The 23,289-nt window shown below is 70.1% G+C and carries 21 protein-coding genes and 3 pseudogenes; 15 read left to right on the top strand and 9 right to left on the bottom strand.

Annotation, left to right across the window (positions count from 1 at the left end; translation table 11 throughout):
- Positions 1-11: 11 nt before the first annotated feature.
- The 4 genes from ACNFOC_RS07545 to ACNFOC_RS07530 are packed head-to-tail and all read left to right on the top strand — an operon-like array spanning position 12 to position 4,236.
- Positions 12-1,229 carry an acyl-CoA dehydrogenase family protein gene (locus ACNFOC_RS07545; protein ID WP_416957933.1) on the top strand — a complete coding sequence of 406 codons (1,218 nt, stop codon included), beginning with the start codon at positions 12-14 and terminating at the stop codon, positions 1,227-1,229.
- A 60-nt stretch (positions 1,230-1,289) separates the two neighbouring features.
- The gene (ssuE, locus tag ACNFOC_RS07540) at positions 1,290-1,844 is read left to right on the top strand and encodes an NADPH-dependent FMN reductase (RefSeq protein WP_200709625.1); all 555 of its coding nucleotides are present in this window, start codon (positions 1,290-1,292) and stop codon (positions 1,842-1,844) included.
- 5 nt (positions 1,845-1,849) lie between these two features.
- A complete protein-coding gene (locus tag ACNFOC_RS07535; RefSeq protein WP_416957931.1) occupies positions 1,850-3,058 on the top strand; it encodes an SfnB family sulfur acquisition oxidoreductase in 1,209 nt (402 codons plus the stop codon).
- Between the two features lie 35 nt (positions 3,059-3,093).
- The gene (locus ACNFOC_RS07530; RefSeq protein ID WP_416957929.1) at positions 3,094-4,236 is read left to right on the top strand and encodes an LLM class flavin-dependent oxidoreductase; all 1,143 of its coding nucleotides are present in this window, start codon (positions 3,094-3,096) and stop codon (positions 4,234-4,236) included.
- A gap of 21 nt (positions 4,237-4,257) precedes the next feature.
- Here the strand turns inward: ACNFOC_RS07530 and ACNFOC_RS07525 are convergent, their stop codons facing one another.
- The 4 genes from ACNFOC_RS07525 to ACNFOC_RS07510 all read right to left on the bottom strand — a co-directional run bounded on the left by ACNFOC_RS07525 (position 4,258) and on the right by ACNFOC_RS07510 (position 9,752).
- Positions 4,258-5,490 (bottom strand): GNAT family N-acetyltransferase, encoded by a 1,233-nt coding sequence (locus ACNFOC_RS07525; RefSeq protein WP_416957927.1) that lies wholly within the window; start codon positions 5,488-5,490, stop codon positions 4,258-4,260.
- A gap of 143 nt (positions 5,491-5,633) precedes the next feature.
- Positions 5,634-6,668, bottom strand: coding sequence for an acyl-CoA dehydrogenase family protein (locus ACNFOC_RS07520; protein ID WP_416957925.1), 1,035 nt, complete (start codon positions 6,666-6,668; stop codon positions 5,634-5,636).
- A gap of 91 nt (positions 6,669-6,759) precedes the next feature.
- Positions 6,760-8,457 carry a purine-cytosine permease family protein gene (locus ACNFOC_RS07515; RefSeq protein ID WP_416957923.1) on the bottom strand — a complete coding sequence of 566 codons (1,698 nt, stop codon included), beginning with the start codon at positions 8,455-8,457 and terminating at the stop codon, positions 6,760-6,762.
- 212 nt (positions 8,458-8,669) lie between these two features.
- On the bottom strand, positions 8,670-9,752 hold the full coding sequence (locus ACNFOC_RS07510; protein WP_416957921.1) for a substrate-binding domain-containing protein: 1,083 nt from the start codon (positions 9,750-9,752) through the stop codon (positions 8,670-8,672).
- A 111-nt stretch (positions 9,753-9,863) separates the two neighbouring features.
- Between ACNFOC_RS07510 and ACNFOC_RS07505 the strand changes: the two genes are divergently transcribed.
- The 9 genes and pseudogenes from ACNFOC_RS07505 to ACNFOC_RS07465 all read left to right on the top strand — a co-directional run bounded on the left by ACNFOC_RS07505 (position 9,864) and on the right by ACNFOC_RS07465 (position 18,060).
- Entirely contained in the window at positions 9,864-10,340 is a 477-nt protein-coding gene (locus ACNFOC_RS07505) for a MarR family winged helix-turn-helix transcriptional regulator (RefSeq protein ID WP_416957919.1), read from the top strand.
- Positions 10,341-10,430: 90 nt separating this feature from the next.
- Positions 10,431-10,787 carry a YciI family protein gene (locus ACNFOC_RS07500; protein ID WP_416957917.1) on the top strand — a complete coding sequence of 119 codons (357 nt, stop codon included), beginning with the start codon at positions 10,431-10,433 and terminating at the stop codon, positions 10,785-10,787.
- A complete protein-coding gene (locus ACNFOC_RS07495; RefSeq protein ID WP_416957915.1) occupies positions 10,787-11,983 on the top strand; it encodes an RNA polymerase sigma factor in 1,197 nt (398 codons plus the stop codon). Before ACNFOC_RS07500 ends, ACNFOC_RS07495 begins: the two co-directional genes overlap by 1 nt.
- Positions 11,984-12,086: 103 nt before the next feature.
- Positions 12,087-13,418: pseudogene (locus tag ACNFOC_RS07490) on the top strand (aldehyde dehydrogenase family protein); the annotation flags it as partial.
- Positions 13,419-13,469: 51 nt separating this feature from the next.
- On the top strand, positions 13,470-13,844 hold the full coding sequence (locus ACNFOC_RS07485; protein WP_416957913.1) for an ArsR/SmtB family transcription factor: 375 nt from the start codon (positions 13,470-13,472) through the stop codon (positions 13,842-13,844).
- Positions 13,841-14,473 carry an SRPBCC family protein gene (locus ACNFOC_RS07480; protein WP_416957911.1) on the top strand — a complete coding sequence of 211 codons (633 nt, stop codon included), beginning with the start codon at positions 13,841-13,843 and terminating at the stop codon, positions 14,471-14,473. Before ACNFOC_RS07485 ends, ACNFOC_RS07480 begins: the two co-directional genes overlap by 4 nt.
- An 83-nt stretch (positions 14,474-14,556) precedes the next feature.
- The gene (locus ACNFOC_RS07475) at positions 14,557-15,612 is read left to right on the top strand and encodes an NAD-dependent epimerase/dehydratase family protein (RefSeq protein WP_416957909.1); all 1,056 of its coding nucleotides are present in this window, start codon (positions 14,557-14,559) and stop codon (positions 15,610-15,612) included.
- 135 nt (positions 15,613-15,747) lie between these two features.
- Entirely contained in the window at positions 15,748-17,112 is a 1,365-nt protein-coding gene (locus tag ACNFOC_RS07470) for a phosphoinositide-specific phospholipase C-related protein (RefSeq protein WP_416957907.1), read from the top strand.
- A 42-nt stretch (positions 17,113-17,154) separates the two neighbouring features.
- On the top strand, positions 17,155-18,060 hold the full coding sequence (locus ACNFOC_RS07465; protein WP_416957905.1) for an aldo/keto reductase: 906 nt from the start codon (positions 17,155-17,157) through the stop codon (positions 18,058-18,060).
- A gap of 13 nt (positions 18,061-18,073) precedes the next feature.
- Here ACNFOC_RS07465 and ACNFOC_RS07460 read toward each other — a convergent pair whose 3' ends face one another.
- Entirely contained in the window at positions 18,074-18,532 is a 459-nt protein-coding gene (locus tag ACNFOC_RS07460) for a pyridoxamine 5'-phosphate oxidase family protein (protein WP_416957903.1), read from the bottom strand.
- 78 nt (positions 18,533-18,610) lie between these two features.
- Positions 18,611-19,321 (bottom strand): dienelactone hydrolase family protein, encoded by a 711-nt coding sequence (locus tag ACNFOC_RS07455; protein ID WP_416957901.1) that lies wholly within the window; start codon positions 19,319-19,321, stop codon positions 18,611-18,613.
- A 341-nt stretch (positions 19,322-19,662) separates the two neighbouring features.
- Here ACNFOC_RS07455 and ACNFOC_RS07450 point away from each other — a divergent pair, with 341 nt between their 5' ends.
- Together ACNFOC_RS07450 and ACNFOC_RS07445 are read left to right on the top strand one after the other, a co-directional pair.
- Positions 19,663-20,034, top strand: a complete 372-nt coding sequence (locus tag ACNFOC_RS07450; RefSeq protein ID WP_416957899.1) for a BlaI/MecI/CopY family transcriptional regulator — start codon at positions 19,663-19,665, stop codon at positions 20,032-20,034.
- Positions 20,035-20,144: 110 nt separating this feature from the next.
- A pseudogene (locus ACNFOC_RS07445) lies at positions 20,145-20,958 on the top strand (MerR family transcriptional regulator).
- A gap of 122 nt (positions 20,959-21,080) precedes the next feature.
- Here ACNFOC_RS07445 and ACNFOC_RS07440 read toward each other — a convergent pair.
- The 3 genes and pseudogenes from ACNFOC_RS07440 to ACNFOC_RS07430 form a co-directional block, all read right to left on the bottom strand.
- Positions 21,081-21,788 carry an Lsr2 family DNA-binding protein gene (locus ACNFOC_RS07440; protein WP_416957897.1) on the bottom strand — a complete coding sequence of 236 codons (708 nt, stop codon included), beginning with the start codon at positions 21,786-21,788 and terminating at the stop codon, positions 21,081-21,083.
- A gap of 198 nt (positions 21,789-21,986) precedes the next feature.
- Positions 21,987-22,838 (bottom strand): methyltransferase domain-containing protein, encoded by an 852-nt coding sequence (locus ACNFOC_RS07435; protein ID WP_416957895.1) that lies wholly within the window; start codon positions 22,836-22,838, stop codon positions 21,987-21,989.
- 218 nt (positions 22,839-23,056) lie between these two features.
- Positions 23,057-23,289: pseudogene (locus ACNFOC_RS07430) on the bottom strand (XRE family transcriptional regulator); the annotation flags it as partial.

The following is a 23,289-nucleotide window of genomic DNA, read 5'->3' as shown; positions in this document are numbered from 1 at the left end:
GGTCGTCCGACATGAGCACCATCACGCCCACCGACTGGCAGACCCGCCCCGCCCCGAAGAGCGCCCAGGACTGGATCGCCCGCGCCGCCGAGGTCGCCGCCCTCCTCGACACCGACGCCGCCGCCCGCGACCGGGCCGGCGCCACCCCGTACGCCGAGGTCCAACTCCTCAAGGACTCCGGCCTTGTCACCCTGCTCGGCCCCACGGAGCACGGCGGCGGAGGCCAGGACTGGCCCACCGCCTACCGGGTCGTCCGCGAGATCGCCAAGGCCGACGGCTCCATCGGTCAACTCCTCGGCTACCACTACCTGTGGAACTGGGCCGCCCGTCTCGTCGGCACCCGCGAACAGTGGGAGCACGTCGAGGCCGAGGCCGCCCGCAACCGCTGGTTCTTCGGCGGCGCGGTCAACCCGCGTGACAAGGACGTCACCGTCACCGAGGACGGCGACGACCTCGTCTTCACCGGCCGCAAGTCCTTCTCCACCGGCAGCAAGGTCTCCGACGTCACCGTCCTCGAAGGCGTCCTGGAGGGCACCGACCAGCACGTCTTCGCGATCGTGCCCTCCGACAGCGAGGGCCTGACCTTCCTCGACGACTGGGACAACATCGGCCAGCGCCTCACCGAGAGCGGCGGCGTCATCCTCGACGGCGTCCGCACCCCGTGGTCCTCGGCGGCCGGCTACGTCGACAAGGAATTCCGGCCGCGCACGTACAACACGCTCAACGTCCCCACCATCCAACTGGTCTTCGTGAACTTCTACTTGGGCATCGCGGCTGGTGCCCTGGAGACCGCCGCCACCTACACCCGCACCAAGACCCGCTCCTGGCTGCACGGCGGCTACGAGCGCGCGGTCGACGAGCCCTACGTCATCGACACCTACGGAGACCTCACCGCGAAGCTCTGGGCGGTCGAGGCCCTCGCCGACACCGTCGCCGCCGAGGGACAGCAGCTGCACGAAGACCCCGACGCCGTCACCGAGAAGACGCGCGGCGACTTCGAGGTACGGGTCGCCGCCGTCAAGGCACGTGCCACCGATGTCGCCCTGGAGATCGGCAACCGCATCTTCGAGGTCACCGGCGCCCGCTCCACCGCCACCTCGGAGGGCCTGGACCGGTTCTGGCGCAACGTTCGCACCCACACCCTGCACGACCCTGTCGCCTACAAGCGGCGCGAGGTCGGCCGCTGGGTCCTTGAGGGCGAACTGCCCGAACCCACCTGGTACTCCTAACCCGCCAGCCCCGGGGCGTCCGCACATGTGCGGGCGCCCCGCCTCCCCGAAAGAGGACCCATGGCCACCGTCCTGTCCGTCTCCGGCAGCCCCTCCGTCTCCTCCCGCACCAACCGGCTTCTACGGCACCTCGACAAGCGGCTGATCGCCCAGGGCCACGAGGTGATCCCGCTGGACGTGCGCACCATCCCCGCCGAGGCCCTGCTCGGCGCGGACTTCCGTCACCCGGCCATCGTCGAGGCCACCGAACTCTTCGCCCGCGCCGACGGAGTGGTCGTAGGCACGCCTGTCTACAAGGCCTCCTACTCCGGCGTCCTCAAGGCACTGCTCGACCTGCTCCCGCAGTACGCCCTCACCGGCAAGACCGTGCTGCCGCTCGCCACCGGTGGGTCCACCGCACATGTGCTCGCCATCGACTACGCGCTCCGCCCGGTGCTGAACTCCATGGGTGCGGCCCACATAGTCCAGGGCTGGTTCACCCTCGACAAGGACATCACCGCCCACGAGGACGGCTCGCTCACCGTCGCCCCGGCCACCACCGAGGCGCTCACCCAGGTGGTGGACCAGTTCTCGGCGGCCCTCGGTCGCACCCCGCTCCTGGCCGCGGCGAGCTGACCACCATGACCGCCCATGAGCCTGCCCGTGCGACCGCCCATGTGATCGCCGACGACACCGAGGCCCTCGCCCTCGCCACCGCGCTCGCCGACGAGTTCCGGGCCGGGGCCTCGGCGCGCGACAGCGAACGCAGGCTCCCACGCGCCGAGTTGGACCGGCTCTCGGACTCCGGACTGCTCGCCGTCACCGTGCCCGCCGAGCACGGCGGCGCCGACGTGAGCGCGGAGACCCTCGCCGAGATCTTCCGCCTGCTCGGCTCGGCCGACGGCAGCCTCGCCCAGATCCCGCAGAGCCACTTCGCCTACGTCAATGTGATCCGCCGTCAGGGCACCCCGGACCAGCAGAAGTTCTTCTTCGGTGAGCTGCTCGCCGGCCGCCGCTTCGGCAACGCCCAGTCGGAGGCCGGCACCAAGCACGTCCAGGACATCCGCACCCGCCTGACCCGGCAGCCCGACGGCTCGTACCGGCTGACCGGCGTCAAGCACTACTCCACCGGCGCCCTCTTCGCCGACTGGATCCCCGTCCTCGCCCGCACCGAGGACGACAACCTCCATGTCGCGTACGTCCCGAGCGACGCCGAGGGCGTCACGGTCATCGACGACTGGGACGGAATGGGCCAGCGTACGACGGCCAGCGGCACGGTCCGCCTGGAAGCGGTCGCTGTCCCCGCCGACCTGGTCCTGCCACACCACCTCACCTTCGGGGGCCCCCAACTCCACGGCGCGGTCGCCCAGTTGCTGCACGCGGCCATCGACGCCGGGATCGCCGGGGGAGCGCTGGCCGAGGCCGCCGAGTTCGTCCGGACGAAGAGCCGCCCCTGGTTCGAGAGCGGGGTGGAGACCGCCGCCGAGGACCCGCTGCTGATCCAGCGGTTCGGTGAACTCGCCATCCAGGTAAGGGCGTCCGAGGCCCTGCTGATCCAGGCGGCCCGGGCCGTGGACGCGGCCCGCGCCGACCTGGACGACGACTCGGCGGCGGAGGCCTCCATCGCGGTCGCGGCGGCCAAGGTGCACGCGGCGCAGTCCGCCGTGGAGGTGGCGGGCGCCCTGTTCGAGGTGTCGGGCACGCGGTCGGCCCTCAACTCGCTGAACCTGCACCGGCATTGGCGGGACGCCCGTACCCACACCCTGCACGACCCGGCCCGCTGGAAGATCCAGCACATCGGCCGCTACGTGCTGAACGGCACCAGGCCACCCCGCCACGGCCTCCTCTAACCCACCTTCAGGACAGACCGGATCGGAGACCCCACGTGTCCCTCACCTTCCACTGGTTCCTCCCCACCAACGGGGACAGCCGCCATGTCGTGGGCGGCGGTCACGGCACCCCCGCCACCGCCTCCGGCCGGGACCGGCCGCCGACGGTCGCCTATCTGAGCCAGATCGCCCGCGCGGCGGAGGACCTCGGCTTCGTGGGCGCCCTCACGCCCACCGGCGCCTGGTGCGAGGACGCGTGGCTCACCACCGCGATGGTCAGCCAGAACACCGAACGCCTGAAGTTCCTGGTCGCCTTCCGGCCCGGCTTCGTCTCGCCGACGCTCGCCGCGCAGATGGCGTCCACGTTCCAGCGGCAGACCGGCGGACGGCTGCTCCTCAACGTCGTCACGGGCGGCGAGAGCCACGAGCAGCGGGCCTACGGGGACTTCCTCGACAAGGACGACCGGTACCGTCGTACCGGCGAATTCCTGGAGATCGTACGGCAGTTGTGGGACGGCAAGACCGTCGATCTGGCCGGCGAACACCTGCGCGTCGAGGACGCGAAACTGGCGCGGCTGCCCGACCCGGTGCCCGAGGTGTACTTCGGGGGATCGTCGCCGATCGCGGGGGAGATCGCCGCCAAGTATGTGGACGTGTACCTCACTTGGGGTGAGCCGCCGGCTCAGGTCGCCGAGAAGATCGCCTGGATCAGGGGGCTGGCGGCGAAGGAGGGGCGCACGCTGAGGTTCGGTATCCGGCTGCACGTCATCACGCGTGACACGTCCGCGGAGGCCTGGGCCGAGGCGAACCGGCTGCTCGACGGGTTCGACTCCGCGACCGTGAAGTCCGTACAGGCCGGGCTGGCGCGGAGCGAGTCCGAGGGGCAGCAGCGGATGCTCGCGCTGCACGGCGGCAGCCGGGACGGGCTGGAGATCCATCCCAACCTGTGGGCCGGGATCGGGCTCGTGCGGGGTGGCGCGGGGACCGCGTTGGTCGGCAGCCACGAGGAGGTCGCCGAGCGGATCAAGGAGTACGCGGCACTGGGCATCGAGGAGTTCGTGCTGTCCGGGTATCCGCACCTGGAGGAGGCGTACTGGTTCGGAGAAGGGGTGCTGCCGAGGCTGGCGGCGGAGGGCGTGTGGCAGCACCCTGTCGGTGAGCGGCGGGCTTCTGCGGCACAGGTGCCGTTCGCTGGTTGATGTGTGTGGGCGGGCGTGTGGTCAGAACCAGTGCAGGCAGTGCGGGGAGCGGTCGGTGCGGAAGAGGGCGTCGGCTCGGGTGGCCGCGTCCGGGCGGTGGGCCCGGATGTGTCCGGCCCGCACGAGTGTGCTCGGGGCGGTGCCGCCGAGGTAGAGCGAGCCCAGGTCGCGCACGTCCAGGGACAGGTCGGGCTGCCGGCCCGTCGGCACGCAGTCGGCCTTGCCGTCCCGGACGGTCAGCAGGTAGCGGCCGTGCTCGTCGAGGAACGGGTCGTCGACGGCGAGGACGAGCTCGCCGTCCGTGAACCAGCCGCGCGCGGTCAGCGCACGCGGTACGTCCAGCAGCCGTACCCAGAGCCAGTCCATGTCGCCGCCCACCTCGCCGGCGCGGAAGTCCGTGAGCTGCCAGCGCAGCGGGTGCTGGGGCGGAACGTGTTTGAACACGACCTGAGAGACCAGGTCGTGTTCGAGTACGAACCGGGCCAGGGCCGTGAAGACGGTGTCGTCGGTGGCGATGGTCTCGTCGACGGTCAGGGTCTGGCCCTCACCGATCGAGTAGCTGGCGTACCCGTCCGGGACGCCGTCGGCGTCCCGGTGGACGGCGACGTAGCGCGGCTTGGGAGAGATGGGGGGCTGACCCGCGCGCAGGGTCCACCAGCGGTGCGGCCGGGACAGGGCGCCGGGCTGGGCGCGGCGGTACCGGTCGTAGACCTCTTCCAGGATCTCGCCGCACTCGGCACGACGCAGCACCTCGACCGAGCCGTCGTCCTGGCCGGTAGCGGGCACGTCGTCCGTTCCACGTGCCCGGGGAACGGTGAGGGCGCCCTTGTGGCGCGGCACCGTCAGCCGTGCCGTGTGGGTCGCCGGTCCGTAGCCGAACCTGCCGTAGATCGTGGCCTCGGAGGCCAGCAGCACGGAGAGGACCTCCCCGCGCGCCCGCAGCTCCGTGAGCTGATGCCGCATCATCGCGCTGAGCACGCCCTGGCGCCGGTGCGTGGGCAGGACGCCGACGGCGGTCACCCCGGGGGCCGGAACGAGGGTCTCACCGGGCAGGGTCAGCTCGAAGGGGTACGTGGCCGCCGTACCGACGGGCCGTCCGTCCGCTGTCAGGGCGAGCAGGCAGCGGTCCATTTCGAGCGCCGACCACCAGAGTCCGCCGCCGTCGACCGGGGTCTCCGGGAAGAGCCCGAACGCGGCATGGACCGTGTCGACGAAGACGTCATGGTCCTCGTCGGTCGTGGGACGGATCTCCATCGCTGTCGCTGCCTCCCCGTTACGGGCACCACCTCCCGTGGTGTCCCGCCACAGTGCAGCGTCGCTCGGTGACCAGGTCAACCGAATTTACGGCCGGACACGACACAGCTCCTGAAGACAGGGCGGCCGACCTGTCGCCCGCGCTACGCGGCGGAGTCGGCCAGTGTCTTCAGGTGGGCCCTTCTCGACTCCGTCGTCTGGCCCTGCACCAGCAGGAACAGGGCCTCCCTCGCGAGGCGTTGGGCCCTGCTCGACAACGACAGCGCTGTGCCGCCGCCGGCCACCACCGCTGCCGTGGTCGCCGTCATCAGCACCTCGTACGCCCGCGTCCTGAGCGCCAGCCGTTCCGCCAGGTGCTCGTGCGGTACCGGGTGGTCGGCCAGGGCGTAGGCCTGCTTGCGTACCTCGGCCAGGCGGCTGCGGATCGGACCCGACGTGTCATCGTCCAGCAGGGCGAGAGCCGCCTCCGCGACGCCGAAGACGGCCGGTGACGCGTTCGTCGGTTTCGGGCGGTCGGTCTTCGCCCACTCCGCGTACGGCACGCGCAGGGCCACGGCGTCCTCCGGCAGCCACAGGCCGTCCAGCTCCAGCGACACCGTCCGGGACGCCGTGAGTGCCGCCAGCCGCATCGGGTCGGACGGCCGCAGCCCCTCCTGCTCCCGTGCCTCCGTGAACGCGAACAGGGCCTCGTCCGCGTCCGTCACCCCCGCGAGCAGCATGACGTCGTTCAGGCCCCAGCCCGTGTACCAGGGCACCGTCCCGTCGAAGCGCCAGCCGTTCCGTTCCCGCGTGACCCGTACCGGGATCCGGGGGTGGGCCCGCAGGTGCGCGTACGCCACCCCGGACATCAGCTCACCTCGCGCGAGCGGGCCCAACAGGCGCTCCCGCACGGGGAGTTCACTCTTCGCCAGTGTCATGACCGGCGTGTGGTGCTGGGTCTGCACGAACCACGTCGAGCAGCACGCCCCGGCCAGGATCTCCGCCGTCTCCCGCGCCACCGCGGTCGGTGCCGCCGAGCCGCCGTAGGCCACGGGGGCGCTCACGCCCAGCAGGCCGGACTGTTTGATCGCCTCGATGTGGCTCGCCGGGACGCCCTGCTGGTCGACCTGTTCGGCGTGCGGGGAGAGGAGGTCGTCCGCGAGTCGGCGGGCGCGGGTGACGAGGGAGTGGGAGGTCATGCGGGAGATTCTGCCGATCGGGCGGGGCGGTCACGCGCGACGCTCCGGCCCGTGTCGTGGGACACGGGCCGGAGCGGTGGGAACGCGGGGGTCAGTCCGCCGAGCGGACGGCGGGCATCGCCAGGTCGACCGGGCCCGTGGCACCGGGGGCACTCTTGCAGGAGTCGTGGCAGTCCTTCTCCAGGCTGCAGCACAGGGAGCAGATCGGACCGGAGTGGAAGGGGCAGTTCGCCACGTCGGGGCGCTCGAAGTCCGTTGTGCAGACAGTGCAGTTGAGGATCACGGCCGACGGGAGGCCGTCCGCGTCGAGCAGCGGCTCCGCCAGGTCGTCGAGGCGGGCGATGTAGTACTTGCCCTTGGTGAGGTACGCGAACAGGGGCGAGAGGACCATCGCCAGGAACAGGGCGATGAAGGGGGAGTACGCCTTGCCGTAGTCGCCGAACGCCTCGAAGTACGCGGCGATGGAGACGGCGGAGGCGATGAGCATCGAGCCGAAGCCGACCGGGTTGAAGTTGTACAGGTGGGCGCGCTTGAACTCGATGTAGGACGGGCTGAGTTTGAGCGGCTTGTTGATGACCAGGTCGGCGACGACCGCGCCGATCCAGGCGATCGCCACGTTGGAGTAGAAACCGAGGACCGTGTTCAGGAAGCCGAAGACGCCGCCCTCCATCAGGGCCAGGGCGATGCCGACGTTGAGGAAGATGTAGACCACGCGGCCCGGATGACGGTGTGTCAGACGGGAGAAGAAGTTCGACCAGGACAGCGAACCGGAGTACGCGTTCGTCGAGTTGATCTTCACCTGGGAGAGGATCACGAAGAACGTGGCGAGGCCCAGGGCGACCGGAGCGGCGAAGGTCTTGAAGCCGCTCACGTACTGCTGGATGGGCTCGTTGGCCTTGGCCAGGCCCACGCTGCCGGCGATGTAGAAGGCGAGGAACGCGCCGCCCATCTGCTTGGCCGCGCCGAGGACGACCCAGCCCGGTCCGGCGGAAAGCACCGCGCCCCACCACTTCTTGGCGTTCTCGGGCGTTTTGTCGGGCATGAAGCGCAGGTAGTCGACCTGCTCACCGATCTGCGCGATCAACGACAGCGCCACACCGGCACCCGCGCCGACACCGAGCATGCTGATGCTGGAACCGGTGGGGGAGTTGCCCGCGAAGTGCGTGAACTGCGAGAACTTGCCGGGCTCCTGGATCGCGATGGACACGAACGGCGCGACCATCAGCACCAGCCACACCGGCTGGGTCCACACCTGCATCTTGGAGAGCGCCGTCATGCCGTAGATCACCAGCGGCAGGATGATCAGCGAGCAGATCAAGTAGCCCACGGCGAGGGGGATGTGGAGGCCCAGGTCCAGGGCCTGCGCCATGATCGAGCCTTCGAGGGCGAAGAAGATGAAGGTGAAGCTGGCGTAGATGACCGACGTGAGGGTCGAGCCGAGGTAGCCGAAGCCCGCTCCCCGGGTCAACAGGTCCATGTCGATGGAGTACTTGGCCGAGTAGTACGAGATCGGGATGCCGGTGAGGAAGATCGTCACCGCCGCCGCCAGGATCGCCACCATGGCGCTGGAGAAGCCGTTGGAGATCGCGATGGAACCGCCGATGGCGAAGTCGGCGAGGTACGCGATACCGCCCAGGGCGGTGGTGGCCACCACGTAGGGCGTCCAGCGGCGGAAGGACTTCGGCGCGTAGCGCAGCGAGTAGTCCTCCAACGTGTCGTTCTTCGCCCAGTCGTTGTAGGTCCGTCCGGCTGCCGTTGCCGGCGCCTCTTTGTCGACGATCTCCGTCACGACACTTCCCTCTTCCACGGGTGTGGGTCATCTCCCGGACGGCCCGGGGGAGTTGGACGGAAGAGTCACGCCGAATTGTTTCCCGACCGTTTCGCCTGCTTTAAATGGAAGGGCTTTCAAAAATCTTTTGGCGACGCGCGTAGATTTAATCGATGCTTCCTGTGGAAACTATTTCTGGGGGAAGGTACTCTTGGTCGGAGCAGGTGGGAAGGTCAGAGTTGGGCGACGATGTCGAAGTCGAAGGCGTCCGCCCGGGCCAGGTACAGCCGTTGGCGGAGGTGATTGCCGTGCAGACGCAGTACGCCTCGCGGGCCCTCGTACGAGACCGTGCCGCCCACCGCGCACATGGCGCCCACGTCGAGCGACCGCGCCCGCTCGGCCAGTGCCGCCAGCAGCCGTACGCCTTCGAAACACGACTCGCCGAGGCTGCCGACGACGGGTGCCTCCACGCCGAAGCGGGCCGCGTAACGCCCGCTGAAATCAAGGCTTTCGGCGGTGGCGAGGGTCTCGAAGTAGCCGGCCGCCGCCCACAGTCCCTCGGTGGCCTCCGCGCCGGTGGACAGCAGGATGTTCTCGTCCATGTGCGTGCTCAGCCGCAGACACCGCTGGTGCAGCCCGTGCGCGGCGAACGCCCGGTTGAAGCGCGCCGCGTCGTCCCCGACCAGCAGCATCAGGACGGCGTCCGCCTCGCACCGCTCGATCCGCCGCAGCACCGGCCCGAACTCGTACGTCCCCAGCGGCACGAACACCTCGTCGCGCACCCGGCCGCCGCACTCCCGGGAGTACCGGCGCGCGGCGCGGGCGGTCACCCTCGGCCACACGTAGTCGTTGCCCACCGTGCACCAGCGCCGTACACCGGTCTCCTCCGCCAACAGGCGCATGGCGGGCAGGAGTTGGGCCGCGTCGGTCTCGCCGGTCAGGAAGACGCCCGGCGTGCGCTCGCCGCCCTCGTACTGCGCGGTGTAGACGTACGGCACCCGGCCCGCGATGCGCGGCACCAGCGCCTTGCGGACCGCCGAGGTGTGCCAGCCGACCACCGCGTCGACGGCTCGCATCGACACCAACACCTCGACCTCGGCGGCCACTTGCTCCGCCGGCGCACCGCCGTCCACCACGATCAGCCGGACCTCGCGGCCCAACACCCCGCCAGCGGCGTTGAGTTCCTCCACGGCGAGCTGCGCGGCCAGTTCGCACGACGGGCCGAAGACACCCGCCGGACCCCGCAGCGGTACGACCAGGGCCACGACCAAGGTCTTGACCGGGCCGCTGATCCGCCCGGGCGGCAGGGGATGCACCAGACCACCTCCGTGAGGGCATGAGGGCACGGAAACCGGGCCCGGCCCCGGCGCCCTCGCAGAGGCTCGTAATCTGAACCGCACAGTAGACCTACCGGAAGGACAGCGGCAATGTCGTCCGTACCGTCGCCGGCCCTCGCCCACCTGCTGAGTCACGCCGAGCGGCGGCTGGGCCTGCGCATGACCGCCGTCCTGGCCGAGGAGAACTGCTCCGTCGAGCAGTGGCGCGTCCTGTCGGTCATCGCCGACGGCAAGGGGCATCCGATGACCGAGATCGCGGACCAGGTGCTGATGCCGGCACCGAGCCTCACCAAACTGGTGGACCGCATGGTCGCCGACAACCTCGTCCACCGCCGCCCCGACCGGGCCGACCGCCGCCGTGTCCTGCTCCACCTCACCGCCCGCGGCCGCACCCTCCACCAGCGCGCGGCCCACCGCCTGCTCACCGACCAGACGCGGCTCCTCGACGCGATCGACGACCAGGGCGATCTCGTACGACTGCTGGCCCGGCTCACGGCGGCGCTCGACCAGGAGCCCGCGGAGGGGGCAGGGGACGAGGCCGCGGAGAAAATCCTGCCGATTTCCTGAGGCGAGGTGTCGATCCGGCACCATGGCGTTCGTGTAGGAGGTGAGAGAACCCCCGGAGGGTTCGAGAATCCCTGCACCCTGGAGGACGTCATGCAGCACTACCTGCTCAGCGTGATCACCCCGACCGACGGACAGATGCCCTCGCCCGAGGAGCTGGCGGAGATCCGCCGCAAGCTGGAGACCTTCCACGACGAACTCCAGGCCGCCGGCGCCTGGGTCTTCGCTGGCGGACTGCACGGCCCGGAGACCGCGACCGTGTTGCGCCCCAAGGGCGGTGACGTACTGATCACCGACGGGCCGTACGCCGAGGGCAAGGAGTATCTGGGCGGGCTCTGCCTGATCAAGGCGGCCGACCTGGACGCGGCCCTTGAGTGGGGGAAGCGGGCGACCTGGGCCACCACGCTGCCCGTCGAGGTGCGCCCCTTCATGAACACGGCCGAGGACTGATGCCGTTCGACACCGACATCGAGGCCGTCTTCCGTGCCGAGTACGGGCGGGCGGTCTCGGTACTGGTGCGCTTCCTCGGTGACATCGACCTCGCCGAGGAAGCCGTCCAGGACGCCTTCGCGACGGCCGTGCGGAAGTGGCCGGAGACCGGCGTGCCGCCGAGCCCGGCCGGGTGGATCATCACGACCGCCCGCAACCGCGCGATCGACCGGCTGCGCCGCGAGTCCTCGCGGGAGGCCCGCCACACCGAGGCCGCCCTGCTGTACGCGTCCGACGCGCCCGCCGAGGAGGGACCCGTGCGCGACGACCGGCTCCGCCTGATCTTCACCTGCTGCCACCCCGCGCTCGCCACCCAGGCACAGGTCGCGCTCACCCTGCGGCTGCTCGGCGGGCTCACCACCGCCCGGATCGCCCGCGCCTTCCTGGTGCCGGAACCGACCATGGCCCAGCGCCTCGTCCGCGCCAAGGCCAAGATCCGCGACGCGCGGATCCCGTACCGCGTGCCCCGCGACGCCGACCTCCCCGACCGGCTCGGGGGCGTCCTGGCCGTCGTCTACCTCATCTTCAACGAGGGCTACACCGGCTCGCCCGAACTGTGCGCCGAAGCCCTGCGCCTCGGCTGCCTCCTGTCCGAGCTGATGCCGGACGAGCCCGAGGTCACCGGCCTGCTCGCCCTGATGCTGCTCATCGAGTCGCGCCGGGCCGCCCGGGAGGGCGCGGACGGTGAGCTGGTGCCACTGCCCGAACAGGACCGCGAGCGGTGGGACGGCGAGCTGATCGCCGACGGCCAGTCACTCGTACGGCGGTGCCTGCGGCTGAACAACCCCGGGCCGTACCAGATCCAGGCCGCGATCAACGCGGTACACAGCGACGCGCCGACCGCGGACGCGACGGACTGGGGGCAGATCCTCCAGCTGTACGACCAGTTGACGGCCGTCGCCCCGAGCCCGGTCGTCGCCCTGAACCGGGCCGTCGCCGTCGCCGAGGTCGACGGCCCGCGCAAGGCCCTCGACCTCGTGGACGCGCTGGACCTGGACGAATACCACGTCCTGCACGCCGTGCGCGCCGATCTGTTGCGCCGGCTGGGGCGCGACACCGAGGCGGTGCGGGCGTACGAGGCGGCCATCGCCCGGACGGAGAGCGCGGCGGAGCGTGGCTACCTGGAACGACGCCGCCGGGAACTCGTACGGATGTGACAGCCGCGAGGCGGAGGGTGACCATGTGCGCACCGGAATTTTTCCCGGTGCAAGAATGGTTGCTATATACACCTGACCGTCCAGAACCCCCACGCACCAGCAGCGAGGCACCGTGAACCAGTCCAGCCCCGAGCAGCCCGCCGACATCGTGGCCCGGCTGCGCGCCACCTTCCGCACCGGCCGCACCAAGCCCGTCGAGTGGCGCACCGCCCAGCTGCGCCGCCTGCGCGAGATGCTCACGGAGCACGGCGACGACCTCGCCGCCGCCCTCCACGCCGACCTGGGCAAGAGCGCCAACGAGGCCCAGCGCACCGAGATCGGCTTCACGATCCGCGAGATCGACCACACCCTCGACCACCTCGAGGAGTGGCTGCGCCCCGAGTCCGCGCCCGTCCCGGCCCACGTCGGCGCCGACGCGACCGCCTGGACGCAGTACGACCCGCTCGGCGTCGTCCTCGTGATTGCCCCATGGAACTATCCGGTCCAGCTCCTGCTCACCCCGGTCGTCGGCGCGCTCGCCTCCGGTGACGCGGTGGTCGTCAAGCCCAGCGAGATGGCCCCGGCCACCTCCGCCGCCATCGCCCGGCTGCTGCCCGCCTACCTCGACACCGACGCGGTCGCCGTCGTGGAGGGCGGCATCCCCGAGACCACGGCCCTGCTTGCCGAGCACTTCGACCACATCTTCTACACCGGCAACGGCGCCGTCGGCCGTATCGTCCTGCGCGCCGCCGCCGAGCACTTGACGCCGGTCGCCCTCGAACTCGGCGGCAAATCCCCGGCGTTCGTCGACCGCGACGCCGATCTCGCCGTCGTCGCCGACCGGTTGGCGCGCGGCAAGTTCCTCAACGCCGGCCAGACCTGTGTCGCCCCCGACTACGTCCTGACCGACCCGGAGACCGCCGCCGCGCTCGAACCCCTGCTGGCGAGCGCGGTCGAGAAGGCCTACGGCGCCGACCCGCAGACCTCCGGCGAGTACGGCCGGATCGTCAACGAGCGCCACTTCGACCGGCTCGCCGGACTGCTCGACTCCGGCCGGGTCGTCGTCGGCGGGCGCAGCGACCGCGGTGACAAGTACATCGCGCCGACCGTCCTCGCCGACGTGGACCCGAAGGCGCCCGTCATGGCGGAGGAGATCTTCGGCCCGATCCTGCCGATCGTCACCGTCCCCGGCCTCGACGCGGCGATCGACTTCATCAACGACCGCGACAAGCCCCTCGCCCTGTACGTCTTCACGGACTCCGACGACACCCGCGCCCGGATCGCCGCCGAGACCTCCTCCGGCGCCGTCGGCTACGGCCTCCCGCTCGCCCACCTCACCGTCTCCGACCTGCCGTTCGGCGGTGTGGGGGAGAGCGGCATGGGCAACTACCACGGCCGCTACTCGATCGAGACGTTCAGCCACCGCAAGGCGCTGCTGGAGAAGCCGCTGGTCTGAGGCCTGTATCACCGGCTGCTTATATAAGTGGCCGGTGATATATTGGTGCTCATGCACGCCTTCGATGTGCTCGGGGACCCCGTGCGCCGCCGCATCCTGGAACTGCTCGCCGAGGGCGAGCAGTCCGCCGGCACGGTCAGCGATGTCGTCCGGCGGGAGTTCGGGATAACGCAGCCCGCGGTCTCCCAGCATCTGAAGGTGCTGCGGGAGAACGGTTTCGCGACGGTACGGCCGGACGGCACCCGGCGCCTGTATGCGGTCAACTCCGAGCCGCTGCGGGACATCGACGTCTGGCTCGACCGGTTCCGTCGCTACTGGACCCCTCATCTGGACGCCCTGGCAACCGAGTTGGCCCGGGGCAAGCGCGAGCGCCGGCTCCGCGAGGCCGACGACGACAGCCCCGACGAGCCGAGGAGCACCCCATGATCGACGTCACCCACCAGATCAACTCCGTGAGCCGCAAGGTCGGCCGACGCGACTTCAGGGCCGGCGAGGCCCGCGTGATCACCATCAGCCAGTCCTACGACTCACCGCCCGAGGACGTCTGGGACGCGTGCACCAACCCCGAGCGCATCCCGCGCTGGTTCCTGCCGGTCACCGGCGAACTGCGGCTGGGTGGGAAGTACCAGTTGCAGGGCAACGCGGGCGGCACCGTCGAGCGCTGCGACCCGCCCAACGGCTTCTTCGCGACCTGGGAGTTCGGCGGTGAAGTGAGCTGGATCGAGCTGCGGTTGACGCCCGAGGGCGACGGCACGCGCTTCGAGTTGGAGCACATCGCCCACGTCGACGACACGAAGTGGGCCGAGTTCGGGCCCGGTGCGGTGGGCGTCGGCTGGGACTCGATCCTTCTCGGGCTCGACGGCGATCTGTCGGGCACCCCTGCCGTGAAGCCTGAGGACGCCATGGCCTGGCTGGCGTCCGAGGAGGGCCGCCGCTTCGTCACGGCGAGCAGCGAGGCGTGGTTCGCGGCGAACGTGGCGAGCGGCGAGGACGAGTCGGCGGCCCGCGAGGCGGCCGACCGGACCACCGCCGCCTATACCGGGGCCGGGAGTTGAGAGCCGTAGCGGCCGAAGCGCTGACCTGAGACCGATCACCGTTGTAGCGTGCGCGCTGGATGCCACGGTGATCGGAGCCAGGGATGAGTGTCGGCGGCGGGACGGTGTTGGTGACCGGCGGCAGTGGATTCGTCGGCAGCCATCTGGTCCGGCAGTTGCTGGAACGCGGCTACCGGGTGCACAGCACCGTGCGGTCCCTCGGCAACGAGGCGAAGGTCGCGCCACTGCGGGCCATGGGGGAGCAATTCCCGGGCGCGCTGGAGCTGTTCGAGGCCGATCTGCTGGCGGAGGGTTCCTTCGACGCGGCGATGGAGGGCTGCCGGGTCGTGTTCCACGTGGCCTCGCCGTTCCTGATGCCGGAGAAGATCAAGGACGGCCAGAAGGACGTCGTCGAGCCCGCGCTCACCGGCACCCGGAACGTCCTCGCGGGCATCGAACGTACGCCCACGGTCGAGAAGTTGGTGTTCACCTCGACGGTCGGCGCGATCTTCGGCGACTACGTCGACGTACTGGCGATGAAGGACGAGACCCTCTCCGAGGACTACTTCAACACCACCAGCACGGTCGGGAACAACCCGTACCACTTCGCCAAGACCGTCGCCGAACGCGCGGCCTGGGACGCGGCACACGCGCAGGACCGCTGGCGCATGGTCTCCGTCAACCCGGGCCTGATCCTGGGGCCTTCACTCACCCCGGCCTCCGACTCCGGCAGCCTGTTCCTCCTCGACGAGCTGTTCAAGGGCTACTTCTTCTACGGGGCACCCGACTTCAGCTTCACCGTCGCCGACGTGCGGGACGTCGCGGGCGCGCACGTCGCGGCGGCGGAGAACCCCGACGCGCACGGCCGTTACATCGTCGCGGCCGCCCGGATGGCGTCCTTCCTCGACATGTCACGCGCCCTGCGGCAGCGCCTACCGCGCGACTACCGGCTGCCCCGGCACGGCCTCCCGCACTGGCCGGTGCGCGTCCTGGGCCCGGCGTTCGGGCTCACCCAGGACTACATCCGCAAGCACCTCGGGATCAGGTTCGCGGTCGACAACCGGCGCGGTGTGGAGGAACTGGGCATCAGCTACCGGCCGTTGGAGGAGACTCTCGTCGATCACCACCTGGCCTGGCGGCAGTTGAGGAAATCACGCTGAGCGTGTCTCGTTCTTCGGCGTTCACTCCGCCGGCCGGCCAACCCTCTTGACTGGTTCAGACCAGAGGCGCTTGGGTGTGGCCCGATCACCTTTTCGGTGTCATGAGCCTGACCACACTCGAACCGAAGGGCACCCATGCGAACCCCCCACGCCCTGCTCGCCGTCGCCGCCGCGCTGTCGGCGGCGATCGTCGCCCCACCGGCCGGTGCCGCCGACGCGGTCCCCGCCCCCGGCACCTACTACGTCCAGAGCGCCACGACCGGGCTCGACGCGGCCGACAAGGGGGGAGCGGTGGAGCAGCACAACCCCAAGGGCAACGAGGACCACCAGCAGTGGAACCTCCGGACGAGCGGATCCTCGTACGTCCTGGAGAGCACCGACACGGCCGGCAGCTGTCTGGGCCGTTCGGGCGCCCAGGCCAGAACCGTCGCGTGCGCGAGCGCCGACGCGGCCTGGCAGATCACCCCGACCGGCGGCGGCCAGTACACGCTCAAAGTCCCGGGCGCGGAAAGCTACTTGACCGTCGGCGCCAAGCCCTCCGGCGCCAACTACCCGGCCCAGCTGGCCATCGGCTCCTCCGGCGGACTCGCCTCCTGGTACCTCACCCCGGTCACCTCGCCCACCAAGCCGATGCCCGCCCAGGACCAACGCACCCTGGACCAGGTCACGTTCCTCACCGCGCACAACGCCTACGCCAACGGGGTCGACGGCGGTTTCGCCCCGCCCTTCGTGAACTTCTTCCCGAACCAGTCACGCGGCATCAACCAGCAACTCTCCGACGGCGTACGGGGGTTCATGCTGGACATCCACCAGACCTCCGACGGCGCGATCCTCTGCCACGACAGCTGCACCCTGGTCAGCGGCCCGGTCGCCCTGAACGTCGACCTCCAGCGCATGGTCGACTTCCTCAAGACGCACCCCGACCAGTTCGTCACCGTCTTCCTGGAGGACTACGTCGACCCGGGCGTCCTGCGCAGCGAACTCGCCCGCGTCAACGGCCTGTACGACGTGCTGTACCGCCCCGACCAGACCGGTGTGAAGCAGAACGGCTGGCCGAAGATGGCCGACCTGATCGCCGCCAACCACCGCCTGCTGATCTTCACCGACCACAGCCGCGCCTCCGACGAGTCCGCGGGACTGACCCGGGACAGCTTCGGCGTGATGTACCAGCGTGAATGGACCGTCGAGAACTACTGGTCCATGGGCTCCGGCGCGAGTTCCTCCGACTGGTCCTGCTACAGCCGCTGGTACGGCAGCGACCTCAACGTCCCGCTGACCCAGACGTATGCGGGGTTCCGCCCGCTGTTCGTCATGAACCACTTCCGTGACGCCACCATCGCCGGCACGGCACAGACCGACAACACCAAGGTTCTCGACCGGGCCCAGCGGTTCTGCCAGCCGGCCGCCCGCAAGAAGCCCAACTTCCTTGCCGTGGACCGCTACGACCTCGGTGACCCGACGTCCGCGGTCAACTCCCTGAACACGTACACGTATCCGTAAAGCGGTGGCGGCCGCGCGGCGCGTGTGTGCGAAACTCCGCTGATGACATCGGAGAAGATCACCGCGGCCGCCGCGGGCACCTGGACACTCGGCGACCTGACCGTCAACCGCGTCGGTTTCGGCGCGATGCGGCTGACGGGCAGCGCAGCCTTCAACCTCGGGGCACCGAGCGAGCGCGACCGGTCGATCGCCGTGCTGCGCAGGGCGATCGAGCTCGGTGTGAACCACATCGACACGGCCGCCTTCTACTTCTCGTCCCTGCGGTCCGCCAACGAACTCATCAACTCCGCACTCGCCCCCTACGCGGACGACCTCGTGATCGCCACCAAGGTCGGCCCCTTCCGGAACTACGCGGGGGAGTGGAGCACTTCGGCCCGCCCGGACGACCTGCGCGGCCATGTCGAGGAGAACCTGCGGCAGTTGGGGCGCGACCACCTCGACGTGGTCTACCTCCGCCGGATGGGGCAGGACTCGATCGCCGAGTACTTCGGTGCCCTCGCCGAACTCCGCGAGGAGGGACTGGTCCGGCACCTCGCGATCTCCGACGTCGAGCCGCGTCACCTGGCCGAGGCGCAGGAGATCGCGCCGGTGGTGAGCGTGCAGAACCGGTTCGGGCTCGACTCGTCCAGCCCCGAGACCGACGACATGCTGCGGATCTGCGGGGAACAGGGCATCGCCTTCGTCCCGTTCTTCGCCATCGCGGGCGCCGCCGGGCCACAGGGCGCCACCGCCGCCCACGACCAGGAGGTTCTGGCGATCGCGAACGCCCACGACGCCAGCCCCGCCCAGATCCGCCTCGCCTGGTCCCTCGCGCAGGGCCCGCACGTCCTCGCGATCCCGGGCACGGGCAACCCCGACCACCTCACCGAGAACGTGGCCACGGGCGCGATCCGGCTGACCGAGGACGAACTGGCCCGGCTCAACGAGCTGCACACCAAGGCCGGTTGAGCGAGGGCGGGGCTCACACCACCCAGGTGCCGTCCCGCATCAGATGGCGCCGGGGCAGCTCGCGTTGCTCGTGCCACGCCTGGACGGCGAGTGGCCGCACCCGGAAGAACGAGTAGGGCGCGCGGTCCTCGCGGGGATCCCAGCCGTACTTCGCGTGGAAGGCCTCGGCCGCGGCGGCCGGGACGTCCTGGGCGGTGAAGGTTGTCGCCTCGCCGTCGATGAGCACGACGTCCCGGGTGTCCGCGAAGGCGAGCCGGGTCCGCCGTCCGTCGCCGAGGTTGCGGCCCGTGGGGTTCGTGGCCCGGGTGGACAGCCACACGGACCGCCCGTCCCAGACGAACCACAGCGGCACCAGACAGGGCAGCCCGTCGGCGTCCGCCGAGGCCACCCAGAGGTCCAACTCCCGCTCCAGCCGGGCCAGTACGTCACGCTTGCGCTCTTCGGGGCTGCGGGGCGGCACGGTGATCTTCATGCCCGGGACGCTACCGGCGCCGCCCGCGCGGCACCTCGGGCCAGGGGCGTAGGACCTTGGCCCGAGGACGGTCGAGCGTCAGCCCAACTGCTCGTGCAGGAACGGCACCGTGCTCGCCCAGGCGCGGGTGGCGGAGTCGGCGTCGTAGACCGGGCGGCCGTCGTTGAAGAAGGCGTGGCCGGCCGGGTAGAGGCGCAGGTCCGGGGTGATGCCGGACTGTTCCTGGATCGTCTTGCTCAAGGCGTCGAGGCCCGCCACCGGGATGCTCTCGTCCAACTCGCCGTAGTGTCCCTGGATTTGGGCCTTCAGGCCGGAGAAGTCGGGGAGTTCGCCCTGGATCACGCCGTAGAACGGCACCGCCGCGCTCACGCGCGGGTCGGCCGCGGCGAGGTACAGGACGAAGCCGCCGCCCATGCAGAAGCCGACCGCGCCGACCGTGTCCGAGGTGACCTCGGGCAGGGACAGCAGGTGGTCGACCGCGCCGGAGAGCAGTTCGACACCGCGGGCGACCGGGAGGGCGAGCATCATCCGGAGGGCCTCGTCGCTCTCGTGCGCCACGTTCCCGCCGTAGAGGTCGGGGGCGAACGCGACGAAGCCCTCCTGGGCGAGCCGGTCGGCCACGTCGGCGATGTGGTCGGTCAGGCCCCACCACTCCTGGATGACGATCACGCCCGGTCCGCTCCCGGACGGCGGCAGCGCCAGATAGCCGTGGGCGGTGCCCCCGGCACTGGGGAAGGTGACGTTCTGATGGGCCGGGGCTCCGGTCGACTTCGGCAGCTCGGAGGGCATGGCGCTCAACTCCTGTACGGCGGTGCTCAGTTGGGCGTGGCGTCGCCGGGGCGGGGGCCGACGTGATCTCCAGCCTGCCACGGCCGGGTTCGGGGGCGCTCCGGCCCCTCGTTCCGTCGTAGGACCTGGGCGGAGACGGAGGCGCCGGTATCGCGCGGAAACTCGTCGACACGCGCGAGGGGATGAGGGTGCGAAGCCCTGCGGTCATCGTCGACGGTCCCTTCCATAATGGGCGGGCGGAAATGGGCACTCGGGCGCGGTGACGAGACGGCACCCGAGTGACTACAATTCTGTAGACGGTCTACCGAACTGTAGACGAAGACGGGGTGAGGATCGTTCCCATGGCCGACGCGAAGGACGAACGCCGACCGGCGGGTGAGCTGGAGGCCACCGTCATGGCCGCGCTCTGGGCCGCCGGCGCCCCGCAGACCCCCGGGGAGGTGCAGCTGAGCCTCGACACGGACCTGGCCCGCACCACGGTGACGACGATCCTGACCCGGCTGCACGGCAAGGGCGTCGTGGAGCGGCGGCGGCAGGGACGGGGGTTCGCCTACTTTCCGGTTCAGGACGCACAGGGGCTCACGGCCCGTCGTATGCACACCGAGCTCGACCGGGACGGCGACCGGGAGACGGTGCTCGCCCGGTTCGTCGCTCAGCTCAGTCCTGACGACGAGCGGGTGCTGCGGGACCTTCTGGAATCCGGGGAGGCGTGAAGTCCGGCGAGTGGTGACGCGTGCTTCGGCGACTCGGAGGCCGTCCCGGTCGGGAGACAGCTCGGAACGGCCTTGAGTCTCCAGTGACTGGAGACGGCAGAGTGGGGGACATGGACGCCACGACCCTCTACTCGATCGGGGAGCTCTCCCGGCGGACCGGCTTGTCCGTGAGGACCATCCGGTTCTACTCCAACTCGGGGATGGTGGCGCCGACCACTCGAAGTCCCGCCGGTTATCGGCTCTACGACCTCGACGCACTGCTTCGTCTGGAACTCCTGCGCACACTGCGCGAGTTGGGTATGGACCTGGCCACGATTCAACGGGTGCTGGACCGTGAGCTCTGTGTACAGGCTCACGCAGTTGTCCGACGAGGAACGCCGACGGTTGATCGACGATTTCGTGGACGGCACCTTCGGCACGGTGGATGCCGACCCGGCCGCGGTGGCCATGGTTCGCGCTGCCACCCCCGACCTCCCTGATGACCCCTCCAGTGAGCAGGTCGCCGCGTGGGTGGAGCTCGCCGAGCTGGTCGGTGACGAGGACTTCCGGGCCCGGATACGCCGGACGGCCAGGTACCAGGCCACCGGACGCACGCTCGACATCGAGAGTGAGGCCGGTGAGGAACTGATGGAGTTCACCCGTCAGAAGGTGGGCGACGCCATGGAGTCGGGCATCGACCCGCTCGGCGGTGGGGGAGCGTCCGTCGTCGGCGACCTCGTGCACCGCTTCGCCGAGGTGTTCGCGCGTACCCCTGACGCGGAATTCCGGGACTGGATGGCCCGGCAGTTCGAAGAAGCACACGATCCCCGGGTGGACCGATACTGGCGGCTGGTGTGGATCGTCAACGGCTGGCAGGCGGTGCCGAACCTGATCCCGGTGTACCCCTGGCTCGTCCAGGCCCTGCGAAATGACCGCGCCGCATAGTCACGGTGCTGGAGCCGTTGTCGCCGGTTCTGGGGTTGGGGGAGGCCACCGTCCTCGTTGCCGCGATCGACGGATGGCAGTGACCGACCGACTGGTACAGCCGGTCCTGGTGCTCACCGTGCCTAGTGGGCCTCGTAGGCCTCGCGGATGGTCGCAGGAATACGGCCACGGTCATTTACGAGATAGCCGTTGGCGCGTGCCCAGATGCGTATCGGCTCATCCTCGGGGCGGGCATCGAGCCGACGGAGTCCACCAGCCCTGCCGGGGCCTCCCCAGTCCCCCGAGGAGACCCCTTCCATCCGGTCCGCTGTCTCTTGGAAGAAGGCGGACAACGAGGCGTACACACCCTCCTCGGGACCGTGTGCTTCAGACCACGTGCCGACTGTTCCGCTGAGCGTGTTCAGAAACGTCCCGTAGAGACCGTCGCACTCCGCGGCGATCGGCACCCACTCACGACGCCAGAACGGATGGTCGGGATCCGCGGACGGCTGCATCTCCTCCAAGCCCATCCGGCTGAGGTAGACCCGCTGAATGTCCGTCAGGCCCAGAAGGAGATGGCCACCAGGGAGGGCTATCTCGCACCCCAGCGCCACCAGACACGATCCACCGTCGGGTTGCCTGTCGGCATCGATGTCGTTCGTCAGCAGCCACTGCCGCATCGCCCCTGGCAGCTCCAGCCCCAGGCGCAGTTCGGCTTCGTCAATGGCCGCCTGACTGCCCGGGCCGCCGAGCGCAGCGAGAACCTCGGGATTGTTCCGCTCAAGCCACGCGGTGACCCGACCCCAGGCCTTTCGTACGTCCCCTGCCTCGTGCATCGGAACATCGCTCACGTGTGATCCCCCCGGCAGGACGCGCCCGAACCGCTGATGGTCCATTGGAGAACCGTATGCGGGACCACTGACAATGACGGACGCGGAACGAGTTTCCGCGTCGCCTGCCAGGGTCGGAACGTCTCACGTGGCCGATCTCTCCAGGGCGTTCCGGTGCCCACTGCTCGTCGGTCGACAGGAGCATGCGCCCGCTTTCGGTCACCGAGGCCGGTAGGCCGTGGCCAGCACGGAGACGGTGACGTGGTCGGGCAAGGAGCCGGCATCGTTCAGGTCGGCACGGCTCAAGTGGCGTGCGCTCGGCGTCATTCCAACCAGATCGAGGGCCTCGTGCCTGGTCAGGGGCGCGGTGTATTCGACCTGTTCGGTGACGGCGGCCTCGAAGTAGGGATCCATCGCACGGTGCAGGCGTTGTTCCTTGGCCGGGTCGATCGTGACCATCGCGGACACCCGGCCCCGCAGCTCGGCGAGGTGCCGCCCGGTAGGGCGGACCACGATCAGCCGGCCGGTCTGGCGCAGTACTCGGTGGAACTCGACCGGGTTGCGCGGGGCGAACACATCCAGCACGACATCAGCCACTCCGCCGGCCAGCGGGAAGGGACGGAAGACGTCCCAGGCCGCCGCAGCGGCTCGTTCATGGGCGCGAGCCGCTGAGCGCAGCGCGCGCACCGACGTGTCCAGTCCCAGACCGCGAGCGCCGGGCAGCTGATCGAGTACGCCGGCCAGGTAATAGCCCGTGCCACAACCGATGTCCACAACCGTGGCCTGCTCGGGCGCGGAGTCGGCCGCCAGACGGGCAACGGCTTTACGGATGGGCGCGTACGTGTCGGTCGACAGGAACCGGTCCCGCGCCTGAGCCATGGCCGTGTCGTCGCCGCTGGTGGCACGGGCACCCGTCGACAGGCCGGCGTAGCCGTGGCGGGCGATGTCGAAGGTGTGGCCCGCTGGACAGCGCAGCGCGCCGCGGTCGGGGCGCAGGCCGCGCGTGCGGCACGTCGGGCAGCGCAGCAGGTCGAGGGACAGGCCGAGGGCAGGGGGAAACGACATGGGCACGAGGCACTCCTGGCAAAGGCGAAGGGAAAGGACCGTGCCTGCACGCGCGCTAAGAACGTCACTGCCTCAGAACGTCACTGCCTCAGAACGTCACTGCCTCAGGAAGGAACGGGCAGCGCCGGAAAGGTGGTTCACGCAGCAGGCACACCAAGGAGGGCGACGCCGTCCGGCCTCGCCCTCAACGCCTTCCGGTTACAGGAAGCAGCAGTGCGGAGTGCTCATGAATGCCACGCCATGAGTCTACGAGCATCGGCGAAGCCTTTCGTGCCGCGGTCTCGGCGGCCAGTCCCATCTCGCCCGAGTTGGCCGGACTCCGATGCGGCCGCGCCCTGGGCAAGTTGGGCGGGTGCGAGCCGGGTCGTGGCGATGGCCTGGGACCGGATCATGTGGGGTCGGAGGGCCGACAGGTAGCAGTGGGCGTGGTACTCGGCGGTCGAGTAGTCGCCGAGCG

This window comes from Streptomyces colwelliae (genome assembly GCF_048158785.1).
GTDB lineage: Bacteria > Actinomycetota > Actinomycetes > Streptomycetales > Streptomycetaceae > Streptomyces.
Note: the sequence above shows the minus strand (reverse complement) of the source record. Positions and strands in the feature narration are given on the sequence as shown.

Excerpts from the sequence above, each read along its gene's own strand:
- ssuE (WP_200709625.1), top strand. The coding sequence starts at position 1,290 with ATGGCCACCGTCCTGTCCGTCTCCGGCAGCCCCTCCGTCTCCTCCCGC.
- ACNFOC_RS07505 (WP_416957919.1), top strand. The coding sequence starts at position 9,864 with ATGTCGTCCGTACCGTCGCCGGCCCTCGCCCACCTGCTGAGTCACGCC.
- ACNFOC_RS07450 (WP_416957899.1), top strand. The coding sequence starts at position 19,663 with ATGGCCGACGCGAAGGACGAACGCCGACCGGCGGGTGAGCTGGAGGCC.
- ACNFOC_RS07545 (WP_416957933.1), top strand. The coding sequence starts at position 12 with ATGAGCACCATCACGCCCACCGACTGGCAGACCCGCCCCGCCCCGAAG.
- ACNFOC_RS07475 (WP_416957909.1), top strand. The coding sequence starts at position 14,557 with ATGAGTGTCGGCGGCGGGACGGTGTTGGTGACCGGCGGCAGTGGATTC.
- ACNFOC_RS07455 (WP_416957901.1), bottom strand. The coding sequence starts at position 19,321 with ATGCCCTCCGAGCTGCCGAAGTCGACCGGAGCCCCGGCCCATCAGAAC.
- ACNFOC_RS07535 (WP_416957931.1), top strand. The coding sequence starts at position 1,850 with ATGACCGCCCATGAGCCTGCCCGTGCGACCGCCCATGTGATCGCCGAC.
- ACNFOC_RS07470 (WP_416957907.1), top strand. The coding sequence starts at position 15,748 with ATGCGAACCCCCCACGCCCTGCTCGCCGTCGCCGCCGCGCTGTCGGCG.
- ACNFOC_RS07520 (WP_416957925.1), bottom strand. The coding sequence starts at position 6,668 with ATGACCTCCCACTCCCTCGTCACCCGCGCCCGCCGACTCGCGGACGAC.
- ACNFOC_RS07495 (WP_416957915.1), top strand. The coding sequence starts at position 10,787 with ATGCCGTTCGACACCGACATCGAGGCCGTCTTCCGTGCCGAGTACGGG.
- ACNFOC_RS07460 (WP_416957903.1), bottom strand. The coding sequence starts at position 18,532 with ATGAAGATCACCGTGCCGCCCCGCAGCCCCGAAGAGCGCAAGCGTGAC.
- ACNFOC_RS07500 (WP_416957917.1), top strand. The coding sequence starts at position 10,431 with ATGCAGCACTACCTGCTCAGCGTGATCACCCCGACCGACGGACAGATG.
- ACNFOC_RS07485 (WP_416957913.1), top strand. The coding sequence starts at position 13,470 with ATGCACGCCTTCGATGTGCTCGGGGACCCCGTGCGCCGCCGCATCCTG.
- ACNFOC_RS07525 (WP_416957927.1), bottom strand. The coding sequence starts at position 5,490 with ATGGAGATCCGTCCCACGACCGACGAGGACCATGACGTCTTCGTCGAC.
- ACNFOC_RS07480 (WP_416957911.1), top strand. The coding sequence starts at position 13,841 with ATGATCGACGTCACCCACCAGATCAACTCCGTGAGCCGCAAGGTCGGC.
- ACNFOC_RS07465 (WP_416957905.1), top strand. The coding sequence starts at position 17,155 with ATGACATCGGAGAAGATCACCGCGGCCGCCGCGGGCACCTGGACACTC.